Origin of the sequence: Pseudidiomarina tainanensis, assembly GCF_004214835.1 — a bacterium.
Taxonomy (GTDB): Bacteria; Pseudomonadota; Gammaproteobacteria; order Enterobacterales; family Alteromonadaceae; genus Pseudidiomarina; species Pseudidiomarina tainanensis.
This window is the reverse complement of record NZ_PIQJ01000001.1, coordinates 1,003,564-1,029,295: the sequence shown is the minus strand read 5'-3', so window position 1 is coordinate 1,029,295 and position 25,732 is coordinate 1,003,564. Positions and strand designations below refer to the sequence as shown.

21 protein-coding genes are annotated in these 25,732 nt (G+C 47.4%); 14 read left to right on the top strand and 7 right to left on the bottom strand.

The features are described from left to right. Position 1: 1 nt before the first annotated feature. The 5 genes from CWI82_RS05065 to CWI82_RS05045 form a co-directional block, all read right to left on the bottom strand. Positions 2-766 (bottom strand): SDR family oxidoreductase, encoded by a 765-nt coding sequence (locus CWI82_RS05065; protein ID WP_092855316.1) that lies wholly within the window; start codon positions 764-766, stop codon positions 2-4. 10 nt (positions 767-776) lie between these two features. After that, positions 777-1,670 carry a 3-hydroxyisobutyrate dehydrogenase gene (gene mmsB, locus CWI82_RS05060; RefSeq protein ID WP_092855318.1) on the bottom strand — a complete coding sequence of 298 codons (894 nt, stop codon included), beginning with the start codon at positions 1,668-1,670 and terminating at the stop codon, positions 777-779. 102 nt (positions 1,671-1,772) lie between these two features. Continuing rightward, on the bottom strand, positions 1,773-2,897 hold the full coding sequence (locus CWI82_RS05055; RefSeq protein ID WP_130202848.1) for an enoyl-CoA hydratase/isomerase family protein: 1,125 nt from the start codon (positions 2,895-2,897) through the stop codon (positions 1,773-1,775). Between the two features lie 32 nt (positions 2,898-2,929). Next, positions 2,930-4,087: an acyl-CoA dehydrogenase family protein gene (locus CWI82_RS05050; RefSeq protein ID WP_092855322.1), complete on the bottom strand. Its 1,158-nt coding sequence runs from the start codon at positions 4,085-4,087 to the stop codon at positions 2,930-2,932. A gap of 12 nt (positions 4,088-4,099) precedes the next feature. After that, complete coding sequence (locus CWI82_RS05045) at positions 4,100-5,599, bottom strand: CoA-acylating methylmalonate-semialdehyde dehydrogenase (RefSeq protein ID WP_092855324.1); 1,500 nt, start codon at positions 5,597-5,599, stop codon at positions 4,100-4,102. Between the two features lie 215 nt (positions 5,600-5,814). On the opposite strand from CWI82_RS05045, the gene CWI82_RS05040 reads away from it, so the two are divergent. Together CWI82_RS05040 and CWI82_RS05035 are read left to right on the top strand one after the other, a co-directional pair. Further along, positions 5,815-6,702, top strand: coding sequence for a helix-turn-helix transcriptional regulator (locus tag CWI82_RS05040; protein ID WP_092855326.1), 888 nt, complete (start codon positions 5,815-5,817; stop codon positions 6,700-6,702). Positions 6,703-6,716: 14 nt separating this feature from the next. Then, the gene (locus CWI82_RS05035; protein WP_130202847.1) at positions 6,717-7,565 is read left to right on the top strand and encodes an EamA family transporter; all 849 of its coding nucleotides are present in this window, start codon (positions 6,717-6,719) and stop codon (positions 7,563-7,565) included. Here CWI82_RS05035 and CWI82_RS05030 read toward each other — a convergent pair. Beyond that, positions 7,562-8,740, bottom strand: coding sequence for an acetyl-CoA C-acyltransferase (locus CWI82_RS05030; RefSeq protein WP_177203780.1), 1,179 nt, complete (start codon positions 8,738-8,740; stop codon positions 7,562-7,564). The genes CWI82_RS05035 and CWI82_RS05030 overlap by 4 nt on opposite strands. A 191-nt stretch (positions 8,741-8,931) precedes the next feature. Here CWI82_RS05030 and CWI82_RS05025 point away from each other — a divergent pair, with 191 nt between their 5' ends. The 10 genes from CWI82_RS05025 to CWI82_RS04980 all read left to right on the top strand — a co-directional run bounded on the left by CWI82_RS05025 (position 8,932) and on the right by CWI82_RS04980 (position 22,215). Continuing rightward, complete coding sequence (locus CWI82_RS05025; protein ID WP_092855331.1) at positions 8,932-9,357, top strand: MerR family transcriptional regulator; 426 nt, start codon at positions 8,932-8,934, stop codon at positions 9,355-9,357. Between the two features lie 2 nt (positions 9,358-9,359). Beyond that, the gene (locus tag CWI82_RS05020) at positions 9,360-10,529 is read left to right on the top strand and encodes an isovaleryl-CoA dehydrogenase (RefSeq protein WP_130202846.1); all 1,170 of its coding nucleotides are present in this window, start codon (positions 9,360-9,362) and stop codon (positions 10,527-10,529) included. 32 nt (positions 10,530-10,561) lie between these two features. Further along, positions 10,562-12,169, top strand: a complete 1,608-nt coding sequence (locus tag CWI82_RS05015) for a carboxyl transferase domain-containing protein (protein ID WP_092855335.1) — start codon at positions 10,562-10,564, stop codon at positions 12,167-12,169. An 11-nt stretch (positions 12,170-12,180) separates the two neighbouring features. Then, positions 12,181-12,966 (top strand): enoyl-CoA hydratase-related protein, encoded by a 786-nt coding sequence (locus CWI82_RS05010; protein ID WP_130202845.1) that lies wholly within the window; start codon positions 12,181-12,183, stop codon positions 12,964-12,966. A gap of 13 nt (positions 12,967-12,979) precedes the next feature. Further along, the gene (locus CWI82_RS05005) at positions 12,980-14,938 is read left to right on the top strand and encodes an acetyl/propionyl/methylcrotonyl-CoA carboxylase subunit alpha (RefSeq protein ID WP_130202844.1); all 1,959 of its coding nucleotides are present in this window, start codon (positions 12,980-12,982) and stop codon (positions 14,936-14,938) included. 9 nt (positions 14,939-14,947) lie between these two features. After that, on the top strand, positions 14,948-15,856 hold the full coding sequence (locus CWI82_RS05000; RefSeq protein ID WP_130202843.1) for a hydroxymethylglutaryl-CoA lyase: 909 nt from the start codon (positions 14,948-14,950) through the stop codon (positions 15,854-15,856). A gap of 22 nt (positions 15,857-15,878) precedes the next feature. Beyond that, complete coding sequence (locus CWI82_RS04995) at positions 15,879-17,822, top strand: acetoacetate--CoA ligase (protein ID WP_130202842.1); 1,944 nt, start codon at positions 15,879-15,881, stop codon at positions 17,820-17,822. Between the two features lie 10 nt (positions 17,823-17,832). Continuing rightward, positions 17,833-20,046: a bifunctional diguanylate cyclase/phosphodiesterase gene (locus CWI82_RS04990; protein WP_130202841.1), complete on the top strand. Its 2,214-nt coding sequence runs from the start codon at positions 17,833-17,835 to the stop codon at positions 20,044-20,046. 3 nt (positions 20,047-20,049) lie between these two features. After that, entirely contained in the window at positions 20,050-21,693 is a 1,644-nt protein-coding gene (locus CWI82_RS04985; RefSeq protein ID WP_092855347.1) for an electron transfer flavoprotein-ubiquinone oxidoreductase, read from the top strand. A 117-nt stretch (positions 21,694-21,810) separates the two neighbouring features. Next, the gene (locus tag CWI82_RS04980) at positions 21,811-22,215 is read left to right on the top strand and encodes an H-NS family histone-like protein (protein ID WP_092855349.1); all 405 of its coding nucleotides are present in this window, start codon (positions 21,811-21,813) and stop codon (positions 22,213-22,215) included. Between the two features lie 66 nt (positions 22,216-22,281). Here CWI82_RS04980 and CWI82_RS04975 read toward each other — a convergent pair whose 3' ends face one another. After that, positions 22,282-22,929, bottom strand: a complete 648-nt coding sequence (locus CWI82_RS04975; protein WP_092855351.1) for a hypothetical protein — start codon at positions 22,927-22,929, stop codon at positions 22,282-22,284. 215 nt (positions 22,930-23,144) lie between these two features. Here CWI82_RS04975 and tsaA point away from each other — a divergent pair, with 215 nt between their 5' ends. Continuing rightward, positions 23,145-23,873, top strand: a complete 729-nt coding sequence (gene tsaA, locus CWI82_RS04970; protein WP_130202840.1) for a tRNA (N6-threonylcarbamoyladenosine(37)-N6)-methyltransferase TrmO — start codon at positions 23,145-23,147, stop codon at positions 23,871-23,873. 70 nt (positions 23,874-23,943) lie between these two features. Next, entirely contained in the window at positions 23,944-25,650 is a 1,707-nt protein-coding gene (locus CWI82_RS04965; RefSeq protein ID WP_130202839.1) for a proline--tRNA ligase, read from the top strand. Positions 25,651-25,732 lie beyond the last annotated feature (82 nt).

Sequence of the window (25,732 nt, the reverse complement as noted above, 5' to 3'; positions counted from 1 at the left end):
GTTATAGTCGAACGCCACCATCTATTTCTATCACACGTCCACTAAAGAAGTCATTCTCAATAATATAACGCGCACTGTGGGCAATCTCATCAGGCTGTCCCCAGCGGCGTAATGGCACCATGCTCAACGCACGCTCAATTGCCTCAGGCTTCATTTGCGCAGTCATTGGTGTTTCAATAAATCCTGGCGCAATCGCACCACAACGGATACCAAAACGGCCCAGTTCACGTGCCCAAGTTACTGTCATAGCAACCACACCAGCTTTTGTCGCTGCGTAGTTGGTTTGACCAATGTTACCTGCACGCGCCACGCTTGAAATATTTATAATCACGCCGCCATTACCAGCTTTTGCCATATGCGCAGACGCTTCGCGACCACACAAGAAGCTACCGGTTAAGTTGACGTCTAAAACCGACTGAAACTGTTGCAGCGGCATTTTATGAGTAATTTCGCCATCTTTGCATTTAATCAGCATACCATCGCGCAAAATGCCGGCATTGTTGATGAGTACGTTAACCGCACCAAAATCAGCAACGATATCATTAAATACTTGCTCAACAGCCGCTTCGTCAGTCACATTGACCACGTAACCTTTCACTTTTGGGGCGCCTTTCGCGGTACAAATACCTTCCGCTTCAGTCAACGTATCGGCATTCATATCAATCAGTGCCAATTGCGCACCTTCTGCTGCAAAATGTTCGGCCATAGCGCGGCCTAACCCTTGCGCGCCACCAGTAATTACAATGGTACTTTCAGCAATTTTCATAATTTATCCGTTATTTTTGATTCGCTTTAACGAAATTAAAGATACTGGAAAAGTCTTCGCGACCGTGTCCTAACTGTGACCAGCTACGATACAAGTTATGCGTTAGGCCACCCATTGGGGTCGCCGCACCGCTTGCCAACGCTGCTTGTTGCGCCAAACCAAGATCTTTGCTCATTAGGTCAACCAAAAAGCCACCTTGGTAGTCGTTGCTAGAAGGCACATTATCCATCACACCAGGGCACGGATTATATACATCTAAAGTCCAGTTACTACCGGAACTTTTCGACATGATCTCCGACAGCACTTTGGGATCAAGACCGTGCGCAATACCTAATTGCAATGCTTCCGACGTACCGACCATCAGCACCGATAACAACATATTGTTACAGATTTTCGCCACCTGACCAGCGCCAGTATCACCAGCACGGAAAATATTCTTACCCATGTGCTGCAGCACGTCGCGTGCGCGCTCAACCGCTGCTGGCTCGCCGCCACAAATAAACGTAAGCGTACCGGCCTTAGCGCCACCCACACCGCCGGAAACTGGCGCATCGATAAACGCAATGCCTTCTGCGGCTAGAGCTTGTCCTACCTGACGTGCGGTTGTTGCACTTATGGTACTACAATCAATCACGAGCGTGCTTTTTGGCAGATCGTGAATCAAACCGTTATCGCCTAAATAAACACCCACAACGTGCTTATCCGCCGGCAACATTGTTATCACAAAATCAACGTTTTTCGCGGCATCATGTGCCGATGCGGCGACACTGCAACCCGCTTCTTTCGCTGCTTGCAACGCTGCTTCAGCTAAATCAAAAACTTTAACTTGATGACCGCCTTTGACCAAATTAGCGGCCATCGGTCCGCCCATATTGCCGAGCCCAATAAATCCAACATTAGCCATAATTAAAATCCAATTCGATATTTGATAGTGGATATTAGATATTAGAAACCCCTATGCTACGGGCTAATATCTAATATCTAATAGCTAAAAGCGTTTTTGCTCTTATTTACCTAAATTTGCAAGTGGGTGCTCATCGGCTGCCCACGGCGACGTAAAGAAACCATCCACCTCTTGCGCAGAAACATCCGCAACCGAGGCATGCTGCCATTTCGGTTGTTTATCCTTGTCAATTAACAGAGCACGAATACCCTCGGCGAAATCACCACGCATCGCACACTGAACTGACAAGGTTAATTCCAGACGGAAACAATCAACCAAACTTAAATCAGCGCCGTGCTGTAACTGATTCCATACGATATGTGCGGTCATCGGACAGCCTGCGGCAAGCGTCTGACGCGCCCGTGCTAACCACTTGTCGTCAGTGCTGTCATTCACAATGGCTGCAACCACGGTTTCGATATCGGCGCCTTGTGTAAGCTTTTTAATCAACTGTTGATGCGCTTCAACCTGTCCCGCCGGGCGCTGACTGCTGTCACGTAAACCAATACCGTTAAGAACATCGGTAACTTTTTGGTGATTAAGCGCCGCGGTATCGCCCCATTTCACTTCTTTTAAGCCCTGCAACACATCATCTTTGCTTGAACTCGCCACAAAATGATCGGCGAGCTTTAAATAGAGCGCGTCGGTGGCATTCATGTGCGCCCCAGTTAGCCCTAAAAACAAACCGCAGCCTTCTGGCATTTGATTCAAAAAGTGAGTTGCACCAACATCTGGGTATAAACCAATGGTGACTTCCGGCATCGCTAATAACGAGCGTTCAGTCACAATACGATCGCTCGCACCGTTCATCAGGCCCATGCCGCCGCCCATAACAATGCCATGCCCCCACAACACAATCGGTTTGGGGAAAGTATGTATGGCGTAATCAAGACGATATTCTTGGCTAAAAAAGTCAGCCACTTCATCAACAAGCACACCTGGTTTGGCTTGCATCGCTTTATACATAGCCACGATATCACCGCCAGCACAGAACGCCTTATCACCAGCACCTTGCATAAATACACAAGCAATGGCATCGTCTTCTGCCCACTTTTGTAATTGTGGTTGCAGCAGTTGAATCATTGGTAGACTTAGCGCATTCAATGATTTTTCAGAATTCAGAGTGATGATGCCAATACGTTTATCATTGCTGGCATCAAGTTCTTCGAATAAGACCACTGGATCCATGATGACCTCCTTTTAAAACAGAAAAGCCACCCTTAAAGGATGGCTCGGTCCATATCGGCGAGTAAGCGACGGGCAATAATCACGCGCATAATCTCGTTAGTACCCTCAAGAATTTGATGCACCCGCACGTCGCGCACATGGCGCTCCAACGGATATTCTTTGATATAGCCATAACCGCCATGAATTTGCAGTGCTTCGTTACAAACTTGGAAGCCAACATCGGTCGCGAATCGCTTCGCCATTGCGCAGTATGTGGTTTTGTCAGAATCATTACTGTCCACTTTAAATGCCGCCAAACGCACCATTTGACGCGCAGCAACCAATTCGGTGGCCATATCGGCTAATTTAAATTGTAACGCTTGGAAATGACCTAGCTCCTTGCCGAATTGCGTGCGTTCATGCATATAGTTACGCGCTGTATCCAAGGCCGCCTGGGCAGTGCCCACAGAGCAAACAGCGATGTTAATACGGCCGCCGTCTAAGCCCATCATGGCAAACTTGAAACCTTCACCTTCTTCACCCAACAAATTGCCCGCTGGAATGCGCACATCTTCAAACGTGACGAGGCGAGTCGGTTGTGCGTTCCAACCCATTTTCGCCTCTTTTTTACCGTAACTAATACCGGCAGCATCAGCTGGTACCACAAATGCAGAGATGCCTTTTGGACCCGCTTCACCGGTGCGTGCCATAACCACTAGCACATCGGTGCTACCTGCACCTGAGATGAACATTTTTGAGCCGTTCAATACATATTCATCGCCATCTTTTTTGGCGGTTGTACGCAAGCTTGCGGCGTCAGAACCAGCACCTGGCTCAGTTAAGCAATACGAACCTAACTTTTCACCAGTAACCAACTCCGGAACCCACTGTTCAATCACGTCAGGTTTGGCAAATGAGCCAATCATCCAAGTGACCATATTGTGAATGGTCATCATCGCGGTGGTTGCCGTACAACCCATGGATAACTGTTCGAAAATCAACGCCGCATCCAAACGGCTCATACCAAAACCGCCGGCGTCTTCCGGGGTGTACATACCCATGAAGCCCATTTCGCCAGCTTTACGGAACACCTCAATCGGGAAGTGTGATTCTTCATCCCACTGCGCCGCAAAAGGCGCCAGCTCTTTTTCAGCAAAAGCTTTTGCCGTATCGACAAAAGCTTGTTGGTCGTCAGTTAAATTAAAGTTCATGACAACGTCCTATTACTTCAAATGAATCGTCATATTCGGACCATTGGCGTCAGCGATATCGCTTTCGAACCAACGGGCAGTGATGGTTTTAGTTTCGCTGTAGAAACGCACAGCTTGCTTACCGTAAGCATGCAAGTCGCCAAAGAACGAACCTTTCCAACCGGTGAATGAGAAGAATGGTAATGGCACCGGAATTGGAATGTTGATACCCACTTGGCCAACTTCGACGTTATGTTGATATTTACGCGCAGCCGCACCACTCGCCGTAAAGATCGACGTTCCGTTACCGTATGGGTTAGCGTTTACCATCGCCAAAGCGTCGTCGAGTGTTTCAACTTCAGTGGCACAAAGTACCGGACCGAAAATCTCATTTTTGTAGATTTCCATATCGGTGGTTACTTTGCTAAACATGGTCGGGCCAACCCAGTTGCCATTCGGGAAGCCTTCAACTTGGCAGTTGCGGCCATCAACCAACAACTCAGCACCTTCTTTTTGACCTTGTGTAATAAAGTTCTCAACACGCTGTTTCGCTTGTGGGCTAATCAACGGACCGTACGCCGCGTCTTTATCGTTCCAGCCGCCCGGCTTCACTTTTGCAAGTTCAGCGGCAACTTCAGGAATCCACTCACGTGCTGCGCCCACAAATACTGCGACAGAAATCGCCATACAACGCTGACCTGCTGCACCAACAGAGGCTCCAACCAAGTTGCTAATAACCTGTGACTTGTTTGCATCAGGCATAATCACGCAGTGGTTTTTGGCACCAGCAAACGCTTGTACGCGCTTCATGTTCTCGGTACCACGACGATAGATATACTGACCAACGGCCACGGATCCAACAAAAGAAATCGCTCGAACTGCAGGCTCGTCTAATAAGAAATCAACCTGCTCTTTACCACCGTGAATCACTTGCAATACGCCTTTTGGCGCGCCAGCTTGCTCAAATAATTCAACCAAACGGGTTGGCGTTAACGGATCTTGCTCTGATGGCTTCAAAATAAAAGTGTTACCGCAAGCAATGGCCAGTGGGAACATCCACAATGGAATCATGGCTGGGAAGTTAAATGGGGTAATCCCTGCACACACACCCAATGGTTGGGTGTAGCTGTAGCTATCAATACCACGCGCAACGTTTTCAACGGTTTCACCCATCAACAACGATGGAATGTTCGCCGCATGTTCGACGACTTCGATACCACGCCAAACATCGCCTTTCGCATCATCAAAGGTTTTACCGGTTTCACTCGCAAGAATTTCAGCAATTTCATCGTGATGCTCTTTGAGCAATGCTTGGTAACGCATCATCACGCGTGCACGCTCAGAAACTGGTACTTCTTTCCACGTCAAAAACGCTTTCTTGGCGCTCTCAACCGCTTTTTTCATCTCGTCTTGAGTTGCACAAGGTGCTTGCGCAATCACTTCCTGCGTGGCCGGGTTGGTCACGTCAATCCAGTTGCTGGTATTCGACTGGACGAATTCGCCGTCGATAAATAAAGGAACTTTCTTGCTCATCTGTATTACCTCTTTATTGAATTCTTCAACTGCGATATCAGCTATTGGATATTAGATATTAGTAAAAACACAAATGCCCGAAACATCAGTGCTAATATCCAATATCCAATAGCTGTTATCGTTTTTGCATTTATCCATTGTCGTTGTTTTCGAGGCCCTTTAACATCGACTATTTTGCCCCTATAATGGACAAAATTGCGATCTCGGAGCCTTCCATGAGTCAACCATCATCGTGGCCACTTCCGCCCGGAAGCTCACGGGTAGTTTTGCCACTACAATTGACCAGACAATTGTCCCGTCATCCATTGACAAAACATTTATATCCGCTTGCATACGGGCATTATGTCGATGCTCAAGGACACCAAGTTGAACGCCAACAACATACCGATTACTTACTCATATTCTGTCATCGTGGTAGCGGTTGGTATCGCACTGAGAGCGTCAGCGGCATACTGAGTGCTGGACAATTATTGCTATTACCTGCTGGCGAAGCTCACGCTTATGCCGCGCATTCAGATCATCCATGGAGTATTTATTGGGCGCATTTTCAAGGTTCTGCCGCTAGTGCCTGTCTCGAATTTCTTGAGTTGTCACAACAGCAGCCAGTGTTAACTCTCGCCCGTTGGCGTCAGTTGATTCCGGTGGTTACCGACTTGCTAAACCTGCAAACACAACGTCATCAATTTGCGGCAGCTGTCGTTGCCGCAAGCTTGTTACAGCGCATTATTGCTGAATTACCGCGCTTAACGGCAACCATGCAAGCGCCGCAAGGCTTTGACTTACCCGCCCTAGAGCGATTCATGTACGACAACTCGCATCGCGACTTAAGCCTAGACGATTTTGCTGATTTTGCTGGTCTATCGCGCTTTCATTTCAGCAAAAAGTTTAAACAATTCACTGGCACCAGCCCGATGCGTTACTTTAATCAAATTCGAGTTAAAATAGCCTGTCAGTTGCTCGACGCATCAACCGACTCAATTCGCCAAATCAGCCAACAACTTGGCTTTGATGACCCGTATTATTTTTCGCGTCTGTTCAAAAAAACGATGGGGATTTCCCCTCAACACTATCGCGAAAGCTCTGCGACCAAGAGCATTCAATAAACCAGGAGAACGCTATGTGGATTTTATGGGCAGTAACCGCACTTTGGGCTGCAAGCTTTTCGCTCATCGGAGAGTTTCTTGCCGGCCACGTCGACGGTTATATCGCCGTATTTATCCGCATGGTTCTTGCCTTAGCCCTATTTTTGCCGCTATGGCGTCCTGCTCGCCTGGCATTTAAACAACAATGGCAACTCGCAATCATTGGTGCCATTCAAATCGGCGTCATGTATCTGTTTCTCTATCACGCCTTTCTTTATTTGTCGGTACCCGAGGTACTGCTATTTACCATTTTCACCCCGCTTTACGTGACGCTAATTGACGACGTTATCTTTCAACGCCGCCACTTACCAGCGCGCTGGTGGATGGCAGCTCTCGTCGCTGTTATTGGAGCCGCCGTAATACGGTTTGAAACCCTCAGCGACTCTTTTGTGATCGGCTTTTTACTCATCCAAGCAGCCAATATTTGTTTTGCTGCGGGACAAGTGTTCTATAAGCGACTTGAGCTCGGTGATACCCGTAACCAAGTGCATGCGTTTGCGTTATTTTTTATTGGTGCTACCGCCGCTTCAGGCATTGCGATGGCACTCTTTGCCGACTTCTCGAAAGTTCCGACCAGCCCATTAGAATGGGGTATTTTACTCTGGCTTGGTCTTGGAGCCTCTGGGCTTGGTTACCTTGCTTGGAACCTTGGTGCGAAACGCGTTAACGTCGCACAGCTCGCCACCATGAACAATATGCTGATTCCCGCAGGACTTCTAATCAACTATGCCTTTTGGGGTCAAGCCGTGGACTGGCCACGGCTTGCCGCCGGCGGTGTGATCTTAATTAGCTCAGTATGGCTCGCATCACGAAAGCCGACTTAGATCATTTCAACAGCAACAGCAACCGCTTCGCCGCCACCAATGCACAGTGAGGTGACGCCGCGCTTCTTGCCACGTTGTTTCAATGCGTGCAACAAGGTGACAAGCAAACGTGCACCGCTGGCACCAATTGGATGACCAAGTGCACAAGCACCACCATGAACGTTAACTTTGTCATGGTCGATATCCATCTGTTGCATGGCCAGCATCGTCACCATCGCAAACGCTTCGTTGATTTCCCACAAATCAACGTCATCTTTGTTCCATTGCACTTTGTCGAGTAACTTGTTCATGGCACCAATTGGAGCAACGGTGAATTCAGCTGGAGCTTGTGAATGTGTTGCATGACCAACCACCCGCGCCAAAGGTTTTAAACCACGTGCTTTGGCGTCGCTTTCGCGCATCAACACTAACGCGGCTGCGCCATCTGAAATCGAGCTTGAGTTGGCGGCAGTAATGGTGCCATCTTTCGCAAACGCTGGGCGCAAACCAGGAATTTTCTCTGGCATTGCTTTACCCGGTTGCTCATCGATTTCAACGGTCACATCACCCTTACGAGTGCTGTAGGTCACTGGCGTAATTTCATCTTTAAACAAACCATCTTTAATCGCGGTTTGAGCGCGGTTCAACGAAGCTAACGCAAAGTTATCCATCGCTTCACGACCAAGACCATATTCATCTGCCGTGCTCTGTGCATAACAACCCATCGCTTTGCCTTCGTACGCGTCTTCAAGACCGTCCAGCATCATATGGTCATAAATCGCATCGTGCCCCATCCGGAAGCCAGCACGCGCTTTCTTCAGCAAATATGGCGCATTCGACATACTCTCCATACCACCAGCCACAACAACGTCTGCAGAACCCACGTGAATCAAGTCATGCGCAAACATCACCGCTTTCAAACCAGAACCACACACCTTGTTGATGGTCGTCGCACCAGCACTACGCGGTAACCCGGCATATAATGTTGCCTGACGCGCCGGCGCTTGTCCCAATCCGGCTGGCAACACATTACCCATAATCACTTCTTGCACATCGCTACCTTGCAAACCACTCTCGGCAAGCGCGGCTTTAATGGCGATAGCACCTAAATTAGGCGCGCTCACGTCGGTTAAACTGCCTTGAAAACCACCCATTGGGGTGCGTTTGGCGGCAACAATGACTACTGCATCAGACATAAAAACTCCCATGAAGATCAACTTCGATATTAGCTACTAGATATTGGATATTAGATGAAACACAAAAGCTCGATACATCAGTTCTAATATCTAATATCTAGTAGCTAATATCGTTTTCGGCCTTTCTTACCTTTACGTTAACGTCAACTTGTTTTAAGCTTAACGCCCTCAACCATGACAAGCAAGCAAAAATGAACGCAACAACCATTTACAGCATCGGCGAACTCGCCCGCGAATTCGACATCACCACTCGTAGCATCCGCTTTTACGAGGACCAAGGGCTACTGTCGCCACAGCGACAAGGACAAACACGACTTTATACCAATAAAGACCGGGTGCGGCTGAAACTGATTTTGCGTGGTAAACGGCTTGGATTCTCATTGGCAGAAACCAAAAATTTGTTTGATTTGTATGACATGGAAAATAGCAGCGCGCGCCAGTTGCATACCGTATTAGCGTTGATTGATGACAAGAAAATGTCACTCAAGCAACAACTTGAAGATATTAAGGTTCTCTTAGTGGAACTCACCAACTTAGAAGACCGTTGTCGTGATGAGCTTGCTGATATTGAAGCAAATCAGAGCACAGCGAATTCTGCAGTAACAAATCAGGAGTAAATATGATTAGTCAGTACACCACGTTTAACTTTGGTCTGGGTGAAACCGCCGAGATGATCCGCGAAACTGTGAATGCTTTTGCGCGTGATGAAATTGCACCGCGCGCTGCAGAAATTGACGAAAAGAACGAATTCCCTGCTGATTTGTGGCGCAAAATGGGCGATCTTGGCTTGCTTGGCATGACCGTGCCTGAAGAGTTTGGTGGTTCTGGTTTGGGTTACCTCGAGCACGTGGTTGCCATGGAAGAAATTAGTCGCGCATCAGCATCTGTTGGTCTAAGTTACGGCGCCCATTCCAACTTATGCGTGAACCAAATTGCTCGCAATGGTAACCAAGCGCAAAAAGAAAAGTATTTACCAAAATTATGCAGTGGTGAACATGTTGGCGCATTGGCAATGAGTGAGCCAAATGCGGGTTCGGACGTGGTCAGCATGAAACTGCGTGCCGAGCTGCAGGGTGACCATTACGTGCTGAACGGCAATAAAATGTGGATCACCAATGGACCTGACGCTGACGTGTTGGTGGTGTATGCGAAAACTTCGCCAGAGAAAAACTCTCGCGGTATCACAGCATTTATCATTGAGAAAGATTTTGCTGGTTTCAGTACAGCGCAAAAGCTCGATAAGCTCGGCATGCGCGGCTCCAACACCTGTGAGCTCGTCTTCGAAAACTGCAAAGTGCCAGTGGAAAACGTATTGGGTACCTTAGATGGCGGCGTTGAAGTACTCATGAGTGGTCTCGACTACGAACGCGCCGTACTCGCAGCTGGTCCGTGTGGCATTATGCAGGCATGTTTGGATGTGGTGATTCCATACGTTCACGATCGCAAACAATTCGGTAAAGCCATCGGCGAATTCCAACTTGTACAAGGCAAAGTTGCTGACATGTATACCCGTACCAACGCGGCTCGCGCCTACGTATATGCGGTAGCGCAGTCATGCGATCGCGGTGAAACCACGCGCAAAGACGCCGCAGGTGCAATTTTATATGCCGCAGAATTAGCCACACAATTAGCGCTTGATGCCATTCAATTATTGGGTGGGAACGGTTACATTAATGAGTATCCAACAGGACGCCTCCTGCGTGACGCCAAACTGTACGAAATTGGTGCGGGTACCTCTGAAATTCGTCGTATGTTGATCGGCCGCGAACTTTTCAGCGAATCAGCTTAATTCTGCGCAACTAATTATTAGGAGTCGCTATCGTGACGGTATTAACCAGCACAGTGAACCCAAAAGACGAAACGTTTTTGGCGAATCAACAAGCCATGCAAGAAGTGGTGAATGATTTATTCGCCAAAGCTGAACAAATTAAACAAGGTGGCGGCCCGAAATACCAGGAACGCCATCTTTCTCGCGGTAAATTACTCGCACGCCAACGTATCGAAAAGCTCCTCGACAGCGGTTCACCATTTCTAGAAATTGGTCAATTTGCCGCTTGGGATTGTTACGAAGATTACGTACCTGCAGCCGGTGTGGTTGCGGGTATCGGTCGTGTTGAGGGTGTGCAATGCATGATCGTCGCCAACGACGCCACCGTCAAAGGCGGGACTTATTATCCACTGACGGTGAAAAAGCATTTACGCGCGCAGGAAATTGCAGAGCGTTGCCACCTGCCCTGTATTTATCTCGTTGACTCGGGCGGTGCGAACTTGCCACGCCAAGACGAAGTATTTCCAGATCGGGACCACTTCGGTCGTATTTTCTTTAATCAGGCCAACATGTCCGCCAAAGGAATTCCCCAAATCGCCGTGGTGATGGGCCTGTGTACTGCAGGTGGCGCGTATGTTCCGGCTATGGCGGATGAAAGTATCATTGTTAAAGAACAAGGAACCATCTTCCTTGCCGGGCCTCCGCTCGTCAAAGCAGCAACTGGTGAAGAAGTAAGCGCCGAAGAGCTAGGTGGTGCCGATGTTCACACTCGCGTTTCGGGTGTTGCGGACCACTTTGCGATGAACGATGAGCACGCTTTAGCGTTGGCTCGACGTTCAGTTGCACGGCTGAATTATCAAGGCGCCAAGCCAGTACAGCCAAGCGCAGTAAAAGAACCCCGTTTCGATGCTAAAGAACTCTATGGCATTGTCGGTACCGATCTGCGCAAGCCTTACGATGTGCGTGAAGTCATTGCTCGTATTGTCGACGACTCTGATTTTGACGAATTTAAACAGAATTATGGGAATACCTTGGTCACTGGTTTTGCCCGTATTCATGGCTATCCAGTTGGGATTGTCGCCAACAACGGTATTTTGTTCTCTGAGTCGGCACAAAAAGGCGCGCACTTTATTGAGCTCTGTGCCCAACGCAAAATTCCATTAGTGTTCCTGCAAAATATTACCGGCTTCATGGTGGGTAAAAAGTACGAAGCTGAAGGTATCGCAAAACACGGTGCCAAAATGGTAACCGCAGTAAGTTGCGCACAAGTACCTAAATTCACCGTATTAATTGGCGGCAGTTACGGTGCCGGTAACTACGGCATGTGTGGTCGCGCTTATGACCCGACTCTGATGTTTATGTGGCCAAACGCGCGAATTTCCGTGATGGGTGGTGAGCAAGCCGCTGGCGTGATGGCCCAAGTGACCAAAGACAACTTGGCACGCAAAGGCGAAAGCATGAGCGCAGAAGACGAGCAAAAGCTAAAACAGCCAATTATCGATACCTATGAAAAGCAAGGACACCCCTACTACGCTTCAGCACGATTGTGGGACGACGGTATCATCGATCCGGCGCAAACGCGCACTGTTTTGGGATTGAGCTTAGCTGCTGCCAACAATGCACCAATTGCCGACACCAAGTTCGGCGTATTCCGCATGTAAAGGAGCGATAGATGGCATATCAAGCAATTGATCTCAGCATAACTGGTCATGTCGCGTACCTGACGTTAAATCGTCCTGAAGTGCACAACGCTTTTGATGATCGCATGATCGCGGAGCTATTAGCTGCGCTCGGCGCAGTTCGTGGTAACGACCACGTTCGAGCTCTGGTTCTGCAATCCAACGGAAAGAATTTTTCGGCCGGCGCGGACTTAGGCTGGATGCGTTCAATGGCAGCGAAAGATTATGATGAGAACATGGCCGACGCCGGCGAGCTTTCGCGCCTAATGCAAGAGCTCGATGAACTACCAAAGCCAACCATTGCGCTCGTACAAGGTGCAGCATTTGGCGGCGCAGTTGGTTTAGCCGCTTGCTGTGATATCGCGTTGGCGACGCCAGCGAGTAGCTTCTGTTTGAGCGAAGTGAAAATTGGTCTTATCCCAGCAGTGATTAGTCCATATGTCATGCGCGCCATGGGTACTCGCCAAGCGCGCCGTTATATGGTGACGGCCGAACGCTTTGGCGCGGGAATCGCGCAACAAATTGGTTTAGTTCACGACGTTGTCGATGACCTGCAAACTGCAGTGCGCCCGCTACTTGATACGTTGGTTGGCAACAGTCCTGCCGCGGTTACCGCAGCTAAACAACTAGCACTCGATATCGACCAACAACCGTTGAACGCAGGAACACGGCGCGTGACTATTGAACGAATCGCAGCAATTCGGGTATCGGCTGAAGGCCAAGAAGGTCTGAGCGCATTTTTAGAAAAGCGCACACCGAACTGGAAAAACACTCAATAATTAAGGAACAGCAATGTTGCAAAAATTGCTAATTGCTAACCGCGGCGAAATCGCTTGCCGCATTATTAAAACGGCTCGACAGCTTGGTATCCGTACCGTAGCTGTTTATTCCGATGCCGATCGTCGTGCGCAGCACGTCCAACTTGCCGATGAAAGTATTCATATCGGCGCGGCACCAAGTGCTGAAAGCTATTTGGTTATCGACAAAATTATTGCCGCAGCCAAGCAAACTGGTGCTGATGCTATCCATCCAGGCTATGGATTTTTGTCTGAGAACGAAGATTTCGCCGATGCTTGTGCCAGCAACAATATTATTTTCGTTGGCCCGCCAACCAGTGCCATTGCAGCAATGGGTTCAAAAAGCGCGGCCAAGGCCATCATGAGCGAAGCCGGCGTGCCTTTGGTGCCTGGCTATCATGGCAGTGACCAAAGCGCAGAGGTATTGCGCGCTGAAGCTGAAAAAATTGGCTTCCCCGTGCTTCTCAAAGCAGCCTATGGTGGCGGCGGTAAAGGGATGCGCGTGGTTGAAAATGCTAAACAATTTGACGAAGCATTAAGCTCAGCGAAACGCGAGGCGCAAGCGGCGTTTGGTAATGACAAAATGCTCGTGGAAAAGTTTATCGGTAATCCACGTCATGTTGAAATCCAAGTATTCTGTGACGAACACGGTAATGCCGTTTATCTTGCTGAACGTGATTGCTCGGTACAACGTCGCCATCAAAAGGTTATTGAAGAGGCGCCGGCACCGTCCATGAGTTCAAGCACCCGCCAAGCCATGGGTGAAGCAGCTGTTCGTGCCGCGCAAGCAATTGATTATGTGGGTGCGGGTACCGTTGAATTCTTGCTTGATACCGACAACAAGTTCTATTTCATGGAAATGAATACACGCTTGCAGGTTGAACACCCAGTAACCGAAATGGTAACCGGTCAAGATCTGGTAGCCTGGCAATTAATGGTTGCCAGCGGCGCTCCCCTGCCACTGGCGCAAGATCAAATTGAAGTCAACGGCCACTCGTTTGAAGCGCGAATCTACGCTGAAGACCCAGATCACGAATTTTTACCAAGTACTGGCACGTTACACGTATTGCAACCGCCGCAGAGCAATGATTACGTGCGTATTGACAGCGGTGTCGTTGCTGGCGATGAAGTGAGTTCGTACTATGATCCAATGATCGCAAAACTCATCGTCTGGGGTGAGAATCGAACCATCGCGCTACGTCGTCTCATTCAAGCATTGAACGATTATCGCGTAGCTGGTGTGCGCACCAACATCGATTTCTTACGCCGAATTACCAGCCATAAGAAATTTGGCCAAGCCGAATTAACCACGCGCTTTATCGAGAAATATGAACAAGACTTGTTCCCAGACACCAGCCATTTGGTCAACGACTATGCCATTATGGCGACCTTGGCTGAACGTTTTGATGAAAAGGCTACAGACAATGAAAACCCGTGGTTTACCCAACATAGTTTTCGCCTAAATCAACCGCGTCAATTCGCCTTGAGTTTACAGTTCGGTGATAACTTACATGAAATTCAGCTGATTGAACGTGACCAATCATGGTTCCAAGTTGACAGTGATGATGCTTGGCAAGTTGAACGCATCAACGACCAATGGTTCTTCAGTAAAAACGGACATCGCTTCCAAGCGCATATTTTGCGTGCAGAACACGATATTGTCGTGATGACCGAACACGCAAGTTTACGCTTCAATCGTCACAACGTGACCGATACGCTTGAGCAGGAAACCGCTGCGGGTAGCCTAACTGCACCAATGAACGGCACGGTTGTTCAAGTTATGGTGAAAGCTGGCGATAATGTAACTGCAGATCAAGCACTTGTGATTATGGAAGCAATGAAGATGGAATACACGATTCGCGCACCACGGGATGGCGAAATTGCGCAAGTATTCTATCAAGCTGGCGATTTAGTCAGTGACGGTGCTGAATTAATTAGTTTGAAAGATGAATAAGGACGCTTTATGAGCTTGCCACAACAAGTGAAAATTGTTGAAGTTGGCCCGCGCGATGGCTTGCAAAACGAGCAAGCCGTGCCCGTTGAGGCAAAAATAGAACTTGTTAATGCACTGGCTCATGCAGGGCTGTCTTATATTGAAACAGGCGCCTTCGTAAGCCCCAAATGGGTGCCGCAAATGGCCGATAGTACGGCTGTTTTTGATGGTATTGAACGCCTCGATGGTCGCACTTATGCTGCGTTGACGCCTAATTTGAAAGGCTTTGAGGCAGCTATCGCAGCAAGTGCCGATGAGGTTGCAATTTTCGGTGCGGCTTCAGAAGCGTTCAGCCAGAAAAATATCAACTGCAGTATTGCCGAAAGCCTCAAACGGTTTGCTCCTGTTATCGAGGCAGCAAAAGCGCACAACATGAAAGTTCGTGGCTATGTGAGTTGCGTACTGGGTTGCCCGTATCAGGGCGAGGTCGCACTCAGTGATGTAGCTTATGTTGCGGAACAACTGTGGCAGATGGGCTGTTACGAAGTATCGTTAGGCGATACCATCGGGGTCGGTACACCGTTACATGCGCAGCGTATGCTTGCGAGCGTTGCCGAGAAAGTACCGATGCAACAATTAGCCCTGCATTTTCATAATACCTATGGCCAAGCCCTAGCGAATATTGCGAGTTGTTTACCAATGGGCGTTGCAACCATCGACAGCGCGGTCGCTGGGCTTGGTGGTTGCCCGTACGCAAAAGGTGCAAGCGGCAACGTCGCCACTGAAGATGTAGTTTATATGCTGCATGGGATGGGTATTGATACCGGTATTGATTTGAACCAATTAGTGCAAGCTGGCGCGACAATCTGTCAGCACTTAAACCACGGGCCGCGCTCAAATGTCGCGCTTGCCGAGCTGGCCAAGCGCAACGCTTCATAAACTTGCTCAACAGGAACACAAAATGACAACGAAAATAATGTGGCAACCTGATTCAAGCCAAATTGCAGCCACTCGCATGAATGATTTCATGCAACATATCAGTCGCGCGCAAAACCTTGAGCTAAATTCCTATGCGCAGCTACACGACTGGTCTGTTCAGCATCACGAAACATTTTGGCGCAGTATTTGGGATTATTTTGATGTGCTCGGCGAGGCTGGCGAACGCACTTTAGTTGATGGTGACAAACTCCCAGGGGCACAATGGTTTCCAGATGCTCAACTGAACTTCGCCGAAAACCTATTGCGCTATCAAGATGATCACATCGCACTGATTTTTCGTGGTGAAAACGGTGCTCGACAACAACTCACGTATGCCGAATTACGCCATGAAGTCGCTGCTTTAGCAGCAGCATTTAAACAGCAAGGTGTAGTTGCAGGTGACCGCGTAGCAGCGATGATGCCAAACTGCATTGAAACCATTATTGCGATGCTGGCAACCACCAGCTTGGGTGCCATTTGGTCAAGCTGCTCGCCTGATTTTGGCGTACAAGGGGTTGTTGATCGCTTTGGTCAAATTGAGCCGAAGCTATTTATCACGGTCGATGGCTACTTTTACAACGGTAAACAACTTGATATTAGTGAAAAAGTTAACGCCATTCGCACCGAATTAAAGACTCTAGAAACCACTATCATTGTCGATTTTGCCGGTCTTGAACATCGTTACGATGCAACATCGGTGGCATGGAATGATTATTTAGACCGCTCAGCAACCACGCTTGAGTTCGTCAAAATGCCATTTAATGCGCCGTTGTATATCATGTTTAGTTCAGGCACCACCGGTGTACCAAAATGTATCGTGCACGGTGTTGGTGGTACGTTGTTGCAGCATCTTAAAGAACATGCACTGCATACCGATATTGATCGCGATGACGTGTTTTTCTATTTCACCACCTGTGGTTGGATGATGTGGAACTGGCTGGTCTCAGGTCTCGCACAAGGTGCCACGCTGGTATTATTCGACGGCTCACCATTCTATCCAGCCCCTACTGTGCTATGGGATATCGCCGAACAAGAAAAAATTAGCGTGTTCGGTACCAGTGCGAAATATTTATCTGCGCTTGAGAAAGCCGAATGCACACCGCGCACCACCCACCGTCTTGACTCCTTACGGGCTATTTTGACGACCGGTTCTGTACTTGCGCCTGAAAGCTTTGATTATGTGTATCGCGATATCAAAGCCAACTTATGTTTATCGTCAATTTCCGGCGGCACTGATATCGTCTCATGCTTCGCATTAGGTAATCCGATTTTACCGGTATACCGCGGTGAATTGCAGTGCAAAGGGCTCGGCTTAGACGTCCAGGTATGCAACGACAACGGCGAGGCCATCACTCAAGAAAAAGGCGAACTAGTTTGTCGTAATAGCTTCCCTTGCATGCCAATCGGTTTTTGGAATGATGACGACGGTCAACGCTACTTCAATGCCTACTTCGCGCGCTTTGAAAACACTTGGGCACATGGCGACTATGCTGAAATTACCGAGCACGATGGCGTGATCATTTACGGTCGTTCAGATGCTGTATTGAATCCAGGTGGCGTCCGCATCGGTACTGCAGAAATTTATCGCCAAGTTGAAAAGATTGATAGCGTGCTCGAAAGTATCGCCATCGGTCAACGTTGGCAAGATGATGAACGCGTTGTTTTGTTCGTGCGCTTGCGCGACGGCGTTACACTCGACGAGCAATTGGAACAAGACATTCGTAAAATCATTCGAAGCAACGCAACGCCAAGACACGTGCCCGCCATTATCGCACAAGTCACCGACATACCGCGTACCATTAGCGGAAAAATCGTTGAGTTAGCCGTGCGCCAAGTCGTCCATGGTGAAACCGTTAAAAACACTGATGCTTTAGCGAATCCTGAAGCGCTCGAGCAGTTCCGCAATCGCGCCGAACTGAACCAATAGGAATACTGGCATGAAGCAATGGCGCTCGTTGATCATCACTGCCGCAGTTGGACTTGTACTTACCATTGCGGCAGCACTGCTGCTTGAACAGTATGACCACAAGCGCATTGCTGAACGTATGCGCGCCGATGCGCAAAGTTTAGAAGGGAATGTGCGCGGTAGCTTAATTCGCTTGCTTTATGCCGGTGAAATTGCCGGCGAATTATTAAAAGTAAGCGACAACGAGCCAGCACAATTACTGCCACAACTGCGCCGCGCAGTGAATTCGTTCTATCAATCAGTGCAGCATATTACAGTGCTCGATCAACAACTCAACTTTGTTGATCAAGAACTCTTAAATGGTTCCGAAGAAATTATCATTGAAAGCTATCAAGGAAACCCTGAGCAACGACTCGAATTACAACAGTCCAACAACACGACAGTGTTGATGCCTGCACTGAACCTCTCACTTAAGCCCCATGACTTAGCGTTATTCTTGCCAATAATGAATGTCGACCAACATTATTACGTGGCGATGGTGATTGATGCGCAAGAACTGTTAAAAAGCACCATTCATCATCACATTATTGAAGGCTATCAAGTTGAGGTAAAACAGAATAATGAAACCATTTATACGTTTGCTGGTAACAGTGAATTAAAAAACGAATGGAATACTGAATTTACAATTCGCGTTGCTGATCAACAGTGGCAATTTATGGTTTGGCCAACGCCTTTAAAATTCTCCGAAATGCATGTTGTGAATTCATATATTGTACCGTTGCTAGGTATGTTTATGACCGGCTTTTTTATGGTACTCGTGTCACGTATTAAGCTTCAGCAGCAACGTTACGACAGACTTAAATTAAATAACGAAGAGTTAAATCGACAGTTACAAAAGCGTGACGAAATTGAGAAACAACTCGCCTATTTATCAGAACATGATGCGTTAACGGAAGTCCCCAACCGCAACGCCCTGCTCCGCTATTTACAAGAACGCTTACCTGAACTTGCCATTCGCCAAGGTCAGTTGGTCGCCATTCAACTTAACGTTGATCATTTTAAAGAAATCAATAACGCTCTGGGTCACAAAATTGGCGATGAACTATTGCGTCGCCTCGCGCACCGTATTCAACGCTGCCCAATCACCTTTGACTTTATTGCCAGAATTGGTGGCGATGAGTTTTTAGTCGTCAAAGAAGGCGTTACCACAGACCAACAAGCCACTGAAATCGCTGATCAATTAGTGCGTATTGTGAAACCTGAGTTTTATATCAATAGCCATGAAGTGTATGCCTCGGCTTCGTTAGGAATTGCGTTTGCCAACGATGCTGACTTTGATGCAGATAATCTTTTACGACACACCGATGCTGCATTAAATCAGGCAAAGAAATCAGATTACCACGGCATCACAATTTACAACCGTGCGCATCAGTCAGAGCTATCCAAGCGTCAATTCTTGCTCGAGCAATTGCATAAAGCCGTAGAAGCCCACCGCGTCGAAGTGCACTACCAGCCTATTTTTGACCTTCGCTCAAAGCATGTCACAGGCTTAGAAGCGCTTATGCGCTGGCGCCAAGACGACGGTGAGCTCGCCTTACCGGAAGAATTTTTATCGTTAATTGAAGACACCGGTTTAATTGTTCCTTTAACCGATAATTTGTTGAAACGCGTTCTCAACGATTATCGCGAATGGCTCGCGGCTGGTTATTCACAATTAACCATTCATATCAATTTATCGGGTAAACAACTGGCCTTGCCTGAACTCCCTGAGTTACTGCGAACCAACTTGCGTCGCTACAATGTCCCGCCAGAGAATTTATACATCGAAATTCGCGAAGAGCTGTATTGTAGCCATGCCTGCCAAGAAGACGGTGTATTAGCAAAACTGCGGGCCATTGGCGTTAAATTGACCGTCGATGGTACCGGTCTCAACTTTATTACCATGAAAGCAATGCAGTTATGTCCGCCATACTTGCTGAAAATCAGTCAAGCGCTACTCTCAGACATACCGCACAATAAAGTACAGGCGTTGATTGCCGACACCATGATAAAATTTGCCCATGAGCGCGGCATTCACATTTGCGCCGTGGGTGTAGAAACACAACAACAAATTGATTTTTTATTGCAGCGTGATTGTTTATTAGCGCAAGGTTACTTCCTCGCGCGCCCTGTTCCTGCAGAACAAGTTAAAGGTATGCTCGAACAGCCCGAACCCACAAATAATGACACGCCTTTTCAGGAGTAAACTATGCAACGCGAAAGTATGGAATTTGATGTCGTCGTCGTTGGTGCAGGCCCTGCGGGCTTAAGTTGTGCCATTCGTCTCGCTCAACAAGCGCAAGAGAACAACCAAGAACTGATGATTTGCGTGGTCGAAAAAGGCTCAGAAGTTGGTGCGCATATCTTGTCTGGCGCCGTGTTTGAACCGCGTGCACTTAACGAATTAATCCCAGACTGGAAAGAGCGTGGCGCGCCGTTAAATACAGCCGTAACTGGCGATGACATTATGCTGTTCAAAAGCGCGGAATCGGCAACCAAGTTACCGGGCTTTATGGTACCCAAAACATTCCATAACAAAGGCAATTACATCGCCAGTATGGGCAATGTCTGTCGTTGGCTCGCAGAGCAAGCTGAGCAACTGGGCGTCGAAATTTTCCCTGGCTTTCCGGCTGCCGATATTATCGTTGAAGACGGCCGCGTCGCTGGCATTATTACCGGTGATATGGGGATTGATAATAAAGGTGAACAAAAACCTGGCTTTGAGCCTGGCATGGAATTGCGTGCGAAATATACCGTATTCGCTGAAGGTTGCCGCGGCCATTTAGGCAAACGTTTGCAACAACAGTTTAATCTTGCCGAAGGTAAATCACCGCAACATTACGCCATTGGTTTCAAAGAAATTTGGGATATTCCAGCCGAACAGCATCAGCCTGGTCTCGTAGTACACAGCACCGGCTGGCCACTTACTGACGATGCGAGCGGCGGCGGTTATCTATATCACGCTGAAGACGGCCAAGTGTATGTTGGTTTGATTGTCGATTTAAACTATAGCAACCCATATCTGAACCCGTTCGGTGAGTTCCAGAAATTTAAAACTCATCCAAAAATCGCTAAAACACTACAAGGTGGCAAACGCGTTACTTATGGCGCACGCGCCATTGCTAAAGGCGGTTTCTATTCACTACCGAAAATGACCTTTGCTGGTGGTGTCTTAGTTGGCTGTAATGCGGGTACATTAAACTTTGCCAAAATTAAAGGGAACCACACGGCAATGAAATCGGGTATGTTGGCTGCGGAAAGCATTTTCGCGGCGCTGCAACATGACGAAGCACCAGCAGTGCTTCCTGATTTTGCTGAGCGTTTTGAAAAGTCTTGGTTATACGATGAGCTGTATCGTTCACGTAATTTTGGCCCCGCAGTACACAAATTTGGTACGATTTTAGGCGGCGCTTATAACACCATCGATCAGAACTGGTTTGGTGGTAAATTACCGTTCACGATTAAAGATGATCACGCTGACTATAGCCAAATGCGTAAAGCCAGCGAATGTCAGCCGCTTGAATATCCAAAACCGGATAATAAATTGACCTTTGATCGGTTATCTTCAGTATTTCTTTCAAATACGAATCATGAAGAAGATCAACCTTGTCACCTTCAATTAAAAGATAGTTCGATTCCATTAAAAGTTAATCTGCCAGAATACGCTGAACCGGCACAACGTTATTGTCCGGCTGGCGTTTATGAAGTCGTTGAAGAAAATGGCGAAGCAGTATTTAAAATAAACGCGCAAAACTGCATTCACTGTAAAACTTGCGATATTAAAGATCCGTCGCAAAACATTACTTGGGTAACGCCTGAAGGCACCGGTGGTCCGAACTACCCGAATATGTAATTTATTTAAATGAATTAACTTTGTGTGTAAGATATTTAAGACAAATTTTTAAGATTGTCGTCTTATTAAACTCTGTATTAAATTAATTACACACATTGTTAATAACTTGGAATAAATATGAGCGAGTTTTTGAAAATCTTAACCCATGGACGACGTTTAAAGGCAGCAGTAAAGGATTTATCTGTCACTGAATTAGAAGAAGTACGCGAAAAATTGAATAAAGTTATCGAAGATCGCCGCGAAGAAGAAGCCGAGCTGAGAAAACTTGAAGCTGAAAAACAACGCAAAATCGATGAAGTAAAACGCTTTATTGATGAAGCTGGCATTGAATTATCTGAACTCGTTGGCGAAGTAGCAACGACAACGAAAACCCCAAAGAAGCGCGCACCGAAGCCACCTAAATACGAAATTACCGATGCTGAGGGTAATCACGTGACTTGGACTGGACAGGGCCGTATGCCAAAAGCATTAAAGGCAGCTGTTGATTCAGGTCAGCCGTTAGAAAAGTTTCTAATTAAATAAAAACTTATTATATAAAAAAAGCCCCGTTCAAACGGGGCTTTTTCTTTAAACAAACTTAATCAATGATTAATGCACGTGAATATTGATATCACCTACGCCGGCATCAACGTTCACTCGGTGAGTACCTGACGAAGTCGCACGACTATTCGCTGTCATGAGAAAACGATTATTCTCAATGTTGCCCATACCTTTAATTGAACTATCACCTACGCCAACATCGGTTTTAATAGTTTTATAATCGCCATAGATATCTAAATCAACTTCACCAACACCCAAATCAATTTGAATGTTTGTGGTCCATAAATCGCCACTAATTTCACCCACACCTAAATCAGTCTCTACACGGCTAACCTTTGGCATTTTAATAACCCAATCCAATTGAATGCCGTCTTGATTTGGAACCCGTAACGTGAGTTGATCGCCTGATTGTTCTGCAACTAATTCAGCGTCCTCAACGTTACCGTCTTTGTCAAAAACCGTATCATCGTCTTTGTAAGCACGAACTGAAACTTCCATCACATCGCCTTCACTGCGTTCAAACTTGATGGTGCCAACGCCTGAATCAAAATTCAGTTCAGTGGCACTGGTCACACTATACTCGGCATTCATGTGCTTCTCATGCTGCTGTGCGCTGGCGGTAAATGGCAAACTGATCACGGTAATACCAGCAATCATTCCTAATGCAATACTCCAAGTGGTGCGTTGACGGTTCATTGTTGTTGTCTCCCTAATGATTCATATTGTCATCGTCGTTATGTGACGTAAAAATTTCACTCGAAGTTTATAAAGCAATTATCATGCCAATTATTTTTAATATAATTATCAGGAGGTTACACAAAATGAGTGTCTTATTTAATTATTATAAATTAGTCAAAATCACAAAATTATGCTGAAATAACTCAAATTTAATTCAGTCAGAAACGCCAATCATGTCCGAGCATCAGCACAGCCAATCTCATGTTCTTGAACCCATAGGGTTCATTGAGTCGCCCTATACCGAGAAATTTGCGGTACCACGACAACCAGGGTTGGTGCCAGCAGCTACTGCTCGGATTGTTTTGCACGGTGACTATGCGAACCCTGACTGTGTGCGTGGGCTGACCGAGTTTTCACACATTTGGGTACTGTTTCTATTTCACCAGACCACTGCGCAAGGTTGGAAGCCATTAGTGCGCCCACCGCGGCTCGGCGGCAATGAAAAGCGCGGTGTTTTTGCAACCCGTTCAACTTTTCGTCCCAATAATCTCGGAATGTCGGTGGTGAAAGTAATTGGCATCACGTATCGCGACAAACAAACGATTATCGAAGTACAAAGCGCTGATTGGGTGAACCACACGCCAGTGATTGATATTAAGCCCTATGTACCCTATGCCGATGCGATACCTGAAGCCGTTGGCGGATTTGCTCCGTCAGCACCTGAACAATCTCTAGCAACAACGTTTAGTGCGGATGCACAGCAACAGTTACAACAGCTAAATCAGCAATATCCAGAGTTACAGGCGTTGATTTCACAAGTGCTTGCGCAAGATCCCCGCCCTGCCTATCAACAAAATGATACTGCTGAACGCGAATACGGTATGACCCTATACGACGTAAATATCCGTTGGCAGGTGAAGAATCAACAAAATCACGTAATAAGTATCAGTAAAGGCTTTTGACACAGGCCCGCTACTGATAGAATTTCATCCCAATAACACCATTGGAATTTTGCTGGAATTTGAGGATCACATGCGTACCAGCCAATATTTATTAGGAACATTAAAAGAAACCCCTGCCGATGCCGAAGTCATCAGTCATCAATTGATGCTGCGCGCCGGTATGATTCGCAAAGTTGCTGCTGGCCTCTATACGTGGACACCGACCGGCTTGCGCGTACTCCGCAAAGTTGAACGAGTGGTTCGCGAAGAAATGGAACGCGCCGGCGCTTTAGAAGTTCTTATGCCAATGGTTCAACCCGCTGATTTATGGGAAGAGTCTGGTCGCTGGAATGACTATGGTCCAGAATTGTTACGCTTACATGATCGGAACCATCGTGATTTTGTATTGGGACCAACCCACGAAGAAGTGATAAGCGAATTAGCGCGCAAAGAAATTAGTAGCTATAAGCAACTGCCACTGAATTTATTCCAAATTCAGACCAAATTTCGTGATGAAATTCGTCCGCGGTTCGGTGTCATGCGTTCACGCGAATTCATCATGAAAGACGCTTACTCATTCCATCTTGACCAAGAGAGCTTGCAACAAACGTACGACGTGATGCATGCAGCCTACTGCCGTATTTTCGAGCGTTTAGGTCTAGATTATCGTCCAGTGATAGCTGACACCGGTTCAATCGGTGGTAGTTCATCGCACGAGTTCCATGTTTTAGCGAGCTCAGGTGAAGATGATATCGCCTTCTCAGATAGCTCTGATTACGCCGCGAACGTCGAAATGGCAGAAGCCGTCGCTCCTACCGGCAACCGCCCTGCGCCGTCTGCAGCAATGGAAAAAGTTGCAACGCCAGATGCGAAAACAATCGCAGCGCTGGTCGAGCAATTTAAGTTACCGATTGAGAAAACGGTAAAAACACTGATCGTTCACGGTGCTGAAGAAGGTCAATTGGTTGCCTTAATGATTCGCGGTGACCATGAATTGAACGAAATTAAAGCAGCCAAACATCCATTGGTTGCCAGCCCATTAGTGTTTGCCAGCGATGAAGAAATTCGAGCAGCGATTGGCGCCGGCCCAGGTTCATTAGGACCAGTTAATTTGCCAATGCCATTGATTATTGACCGAAGTGTTGCCGTACTTGCAGATTTTGCAGCCGGCGCTAACGACGATGGCTACCATTACTTCAACATCAACTGGGAACGTGACGTTGCGCTGCCTGAAACGTTCGATTTGCGTAACGTGGTTGCCGGTGATCCAAGCCCATGCGGTCAAGGAACCTTGCAAATTAAGCGAGGTATTGAAGTTGGCCATATCTTCCAGCTGGGTAAGAAATATTCAGAAGCTATGAAAGTCGGCGTGTTGACGGAGACGGGTAAACACGAAACCTTAACCATGGGTTGTTATGGTATCGGCGTGTCACGCATCGTAGCTGCTGCTATTGAGCAAAACCACGATCAATACGGCATCATCTGGCCTAACGCATTAGCGCCATTCCAGGTTGCGTTGGTTCCAATGAATATGCACAAGTCAGCACGTGTACAAGAAGTTGCTGAGAAGCTCTATAACGAGTTAACGGCAGCTGGTATCGAAGTCTTATTCGATGACCGCAAAGAGCGCCCTGGCGTGATGTTCGCTGATCTTGAATTGATTGGGATTCCCCATCAAATCGTGATTGGTGAGCGTAATCTGGATGAACAAGCCGTTGAGTACAAGTCGCGTCGTAGTGGCGACAAAGAAAAACTGGCGATCGATGCAGTATTGGAGCATTTGCAAAGCAAGCTCTAATTGTTCGCTGACCTATACGCATTGTCATTACAAATAAAAAAGCCCGAATTTAATTCGGGCTTTTTTGTCTCTTTGTGACCGC

Excerpts from the sequence above, each read along its gene's own strand:
- CWI82_RS05065 (WP_092855316.1), bottom strand. The coding sequence starts at position 766 with ATGAAAATTGCTGAAAGTACCATTGTAATTACTGGTGGCGCGCAAGGG.
- mmsB (WP_092855318.1), bottom strand. The coding sequence starts at position 1,670 with ATGGCTAATGTTGGATTTATTGGGCTCGGCAATATGGGCGGACCGATG.
- CWI82_RS05055 (WP_130202848.1), bottom strand. The coding sequence starts at position 2,897 with ATGGATCCAGTGGTCTTATTCGAAGAACTTGATGCCAGCAATGATAAA.
- CWI82_RS05050 (WP_092855322.1), bottom strand. The coding sequence starts at position 4,087 with ATGAACTTTAATTTAACTGACGACCAACAAGCTTTTGTCGATACGGCA.
- CWI82_RS05045 (WP_092855324.1), bottom strand. The coding sequence starts at position 5,599 with ATGAGCAAGAAAGTTCCTTTATTTATCGACGGCGAATTCGTCCAGTCG.
- CWI82_RS05040 (WP_092855326.1), top strand. The coding sequence starts at position 5,815 with ATGAGTCAACCATCATCGTGGCCACTTCCGCCCGGAAGCTCACGGGTA.
- CWI82_RS05035 (WP_130202847.1), top strand. The coding sequence starts at position 6,717 with ATGTGGATTTTATGGGCAGTAACCGCACTTTGGGCTGCAAGCTTTTCG.
- CWI82_RS05030 (WP_177203780.1), bottom strand. The coding sequence starts at position 8,740 with ATGTCTGATGCAGTAGTCATTGTTGCCGCCAAACGCACCCCAATGGGT.
- CWI82_RS05025 (WP_092855331.1), top strand. The coding sequence starts at position 8,932 with ATGAACGCAACAACCATTTACAGCATCGGCGAACTCGCCCGCGAATTC.
- CWI82_RS05020 (WP_130202846.1), top strand. The coding sequence starts at position 9,360 with ATGATTAGTCAGTACACCACGTTTAACTTTGGTCTGGGTGAAACCGCC.
- CWI82_RS05010 (WP_130202845.1), top strand. The coding sequence starts at position 12,181 with ATGGCATATCAAGCAATTGATCTCAGCATAACTGGTCATGTCGCGTAC.
- CWI82_RS05005 (WP_130202844.1), top strand. The coding sequence starts at position 12,980 with ATGTTGCAAAAATTGCTAATTGCTAACCGCGGCGAAATCGCTTGCCGC.
- CWI82_RS05000 (WP_130202843.1), top strand. The coding sequence starts at position 14,948 with ATGAGCTTGCCACAACAAGTGAAAATTGTTGAAGTTGGCCCGCGCGAT.
- CWI82_RS04995 (WP_130202842.1), top strand. The coding sequence starts at position 15,879 with ATGACAACGAAAATAATGTGGCAACCTGATTCAAGCCAAATTGCAGCC.
- CWI82_RS04990 (WP_130202841.1), top strand. The coding sequence starts at position 17,833 with ATGAAGCAATGGCGCTCGTTGATCATCACTGCCGCAGTTGGACTTGTA.
- CWI82_RS04985 (WP_092855347.1), top strand. The coding sequence starts at position 20,050 with ATGCAACGCGAAAGTATGGAATTTGATGTCGTCGTCGTTGGTGCAGGC.
- CWI82_RS04980 (WP_092855349.1), top strand. The coding sequence starts at position 21,811 with ATGAGCGAGTTTTTGAAAATCTTAACCCATGGACGACGTTTAAAGGCA.
- CWI82_RS04975 (WP_092855351.1), bottom strand. The coding sequence starts at position 22,929 with ATGAACCGTCAACGCACCACTTGGAGTATTGCATTAGGAATGATTGCT.
- tsaA (WP_130202840.1), top strand. The coding sequence starts at position 23,145 with ATGTCCGAGCATCAGCACAGCCAATCTCATGTTCTTGAACCCATAGGG.
- CWI82_RS04965 (WP_130202839.1), top strand. The coding sequence starts at position 23,944 with ATGCGTACCAGCCAATATTTATTAGGAACATTAAAAGAAACCCCTGCC.